The following is a 2402-nucleotide window of genomic DNA, read 5'->3' on the forward strand; positions in this document are numbered from 1 at the left end:
TTTGAGTTGTGCAACATGCACTCATGTTTAGTACAAAGTCCAAATTATGTAGTTATGCATCAGCATAGTTGGAGCGCATAAACTAAATCTTTAAACAATATATTCTTATTAAAACTAAATATTTTGTAATTTTGACTCTATGCGTAATAAAGTACAAATAGAGCAAAATTTTATAATTGACAAATTAACTGATTCAATTTTAAACACTATTTCAGGTGATAGTTTTCAGACTGAGGTTAGTAGACTTACTAGCTTAGATTTAAAAACTGTAATTAAGAAAAATGGTTGGAATTTTGATTGGAAAATAGAGTTCAATGACATTCAAAAAGAAGTATATAAACTTACAATTGTAAATAACTCTAAGATTATTCAAGGTTTGTTGAGTATTACAATTGAACAAGATCATATTTATATGAATTTATTGGAAAGTTCTCCTTTCAACATTGGAAAAAACAAACTTTATGAAGGTGTTGCCGGAAATTTGGTAGCTTTTGCTTGTAAAGTTTCTTTCCAAAAAGGTTATGATGGTTTTGTTGCTTTTAACGCCAAAACAAACTTAATAAAGCATTATGAGGAGAATCTCGGAGCTTACCATTTCAAAGGTCAAAGAATGATTATTGAAACAGAAGCAGCAACAAAACTAGTTAGAAAATATTTTAAATCATAAAAATCATGAGCTTAATTAAAGAACCAAAAGGTGTAGATTTTATAATTCAAAGTCCACCATTAACAGAAGAAGAAAGAAGAGAAATTAGTGAATTCATCGCTAGCCGAAAAGTCAAAAAAACTAGTTTGAAAAAAACTTCACGAAAAGAAAAAACCTCCGAATAATTTAAATGCGGAAAGCACAATCATGGTTTGTATTAATTGCTAGGCTTTTGTTTTTGTCTTCGTGGATAGTACTCAGATATTTTCAATTATATCTTTCAAATTAATTTTGTAGTTGTTTTGACTACTGCCAGCAGCAGCAACTGAATGCAAGCCGTACAAGTTTATCTTGACAAACCATGTTTTATGAAACATCTATTCATAAAAAAAAGAGACACTTTAAATGCCTCTTTCTCTAATTATATTTACTTTAAAATAACTTATCCGGATTTACATCATTGTCAAACAAATCTTTAGGTAGTGGTTTTTCAGCAAGGAATATAAAAACAATTCCAACAAGTATAAAAGGAATACTCAACCATTGTCCTGTTGAAAATAAGCCTAAGCTTTCTTCAATTCCGCCTTGGCTTTCTTTTACATTCTCTACAGCAAATCTAACAGACCATAAAAGAACTAAGAAAAATCCAAAAATCAAACCGTGTTTTTCTTTATAATTTGTTTTCCAATATAATAACCAAAGGATTATGAAAACAAAAATATATCCAAACGCTTCATACAATTGCGCTGGATGTTTTAATGGCACTTGTTCTAAAAAAGTAGCGTATTTTGGATCGGTAATAATAGCACTGTAAGCACTATTGATATCATTAATTCCAGTTATACTAATAACATCAGACGGAGTGAATTTGTCTCTCAAGAACTTAATCCCAAATTCAGATGTAGTGACATTACCTACAATTTCCGAATTAAAGAAATTACCTAATCGCACAAATATAGCACCACACGCAACCGGAATTACAATTCTATCCAAAACCCAAAGTAGCGGTCTTTTGATAACTTTTTTACTGTAAAAATACATTACAATTATAATCGAAATTGCCGCGCCATGACTAGCCAATCCTTGAAATCCTGTGAAATGAAACTCAGGTTGAAACTTAAACGGAAGTAATATTTCCATTGGGTTGTTTCTAAAATATTCCCAATCATAGAAAAATACATGTCCTAATCGCGCACCAACTAATGTGGCTAAAACAGTCCAAATAAAAAGCGTATCCAACTTTTCTAACGATTCACCTTCTTTAATGAAAATGCGTTTCATGATGTACCAGCCAATTCCAAAAGCTACAACAAACATCAAGCTATAAAAACGAATGGTTAATGGTCCTAGTTCAAAGCCTTCTGATGGATTCCAAATCATAATTTTACTATTTTAATCTTTTTTATATTTTCAAATTTAATACTATTCACAGAATAAAAGAACGTATTATACTTTATTTATGATTACATTTTTTTTCGGGCACAGGATCATATCCAGTTTTTCCCCAAGGATGACAACTTAAAATCCGTTTCACACCCAGATACATTCCGTAAAACAAACCATGAACTTTCAAAGCCTCTATAAAATAACTCGAACAAGTGGGTTCAAATCTACAAGTTTGCGGAGTAAATGGCGAAATGCCTTGCTGATAAAAACGAATCAACATTACAAATGGAACTATGATTATCTTTTTTATCATTTTTAAATGAGTAATGAAAACTGTTTAATTTTGAACACTGAGCACTGACCACTGACC

The 2402-nt window shown here is 30.7% G+C and carries 4 protein-coding genes; 2 read left to right on the forward strand and 2 right to left on the reverse strand.

What is annotated here, in order from left to right; all coding sequences use genetic code 11:
• Window positions 1–139 precede the first annotated feature (139 nt).
• Both DIU01_RS01415 and DIU01_RS01420 read left to right on the forward strand, forming a co-directional pair.
• Window positions 140–667, forward strand: a complete 528-nt coding sequence (locus tag DIU01_RS01415; protein WP_290831476.1) for a hypothetical protein — start codon at window positions 140–142, stop codon at window positions 665–667.
• Window positions 668–672: 5 nt separating this feature from the next.
• Complete coding sequence (locus tag DIU01_RS01420) at window positions 673–831, forward strand: hypothetical protein (RefSeq protein ID WP_290831477.1); 159 nt, start codon at window positions 673–675, stop codon at window positions 829–831.
• Window positions 832–1078: 247 nt separating this feature from the next.
• Here the strand turns inward: DIU01_RS01420 and lgt are convergent, their stop codons facing one another.
• On the reverse strand, window positions 1079–2026 hold the full coding sequence (gene lgt / locus DIU01_RS01425; RefSeq protein ID WP_290831478.1) for a prolipoprotein diacylglyceryl transferase: 948 nt from the start codon (window positions 2024–2026) through the stop codon (window positions 1079–1081).
• Between the two features lie 73 nt (window positions 2027–2099).
• Entirely contained in the window at window positions 2100–2345 is a 246-nt protein-coding gene (gene yidD, locus DIU01_RS01430; RefSeq protein ID WP_290831479.1) for a membrane protein insertion efficiency factor YidD, read from the reverse strand.
• Between the last annotated feature and the right edge of the window lie 57 nt (window positions 2346–2402).

Origin of the sequence: Flavobacterium sp., from assembly GCF_003525665.1 — a bacterium.
In the GTDB taxonomy this organism is placed as follows: Bacteria; Bacteroidota; Bacteroidia; order Flavobacteriales; family Flavobacteriaceae; genus Flavobacterium.

Coding starts and splice junctions, on each gene's coding strand:
- DIU01_RS01420 (WP_290831477.1), top strand. CDS start 673: ATGAGCTTAATTAAAGAACCAAAAGGTGTAGATTTTATAATTCAAAGT.
- yidD (WP_290831479.1), bottom strand. CDS start 2,345: ATGATAAAAAAGATAATCATAGTTCCATTTGTAATGTTGATTCGTTTT.
- lgt (WP_290831478.1), bottom strand. CDS start 2,026: ATGATTTGGAATCCATCAGAAGGCTTTGAACTAGGACCATTAACCATT.
- DIU01_RS01415 (WP_290831476.1), top strand. CDS start 140: ATGCGTAATAAAGTACAAATAGAGCAAAATTTTATAATTGACAAATTA.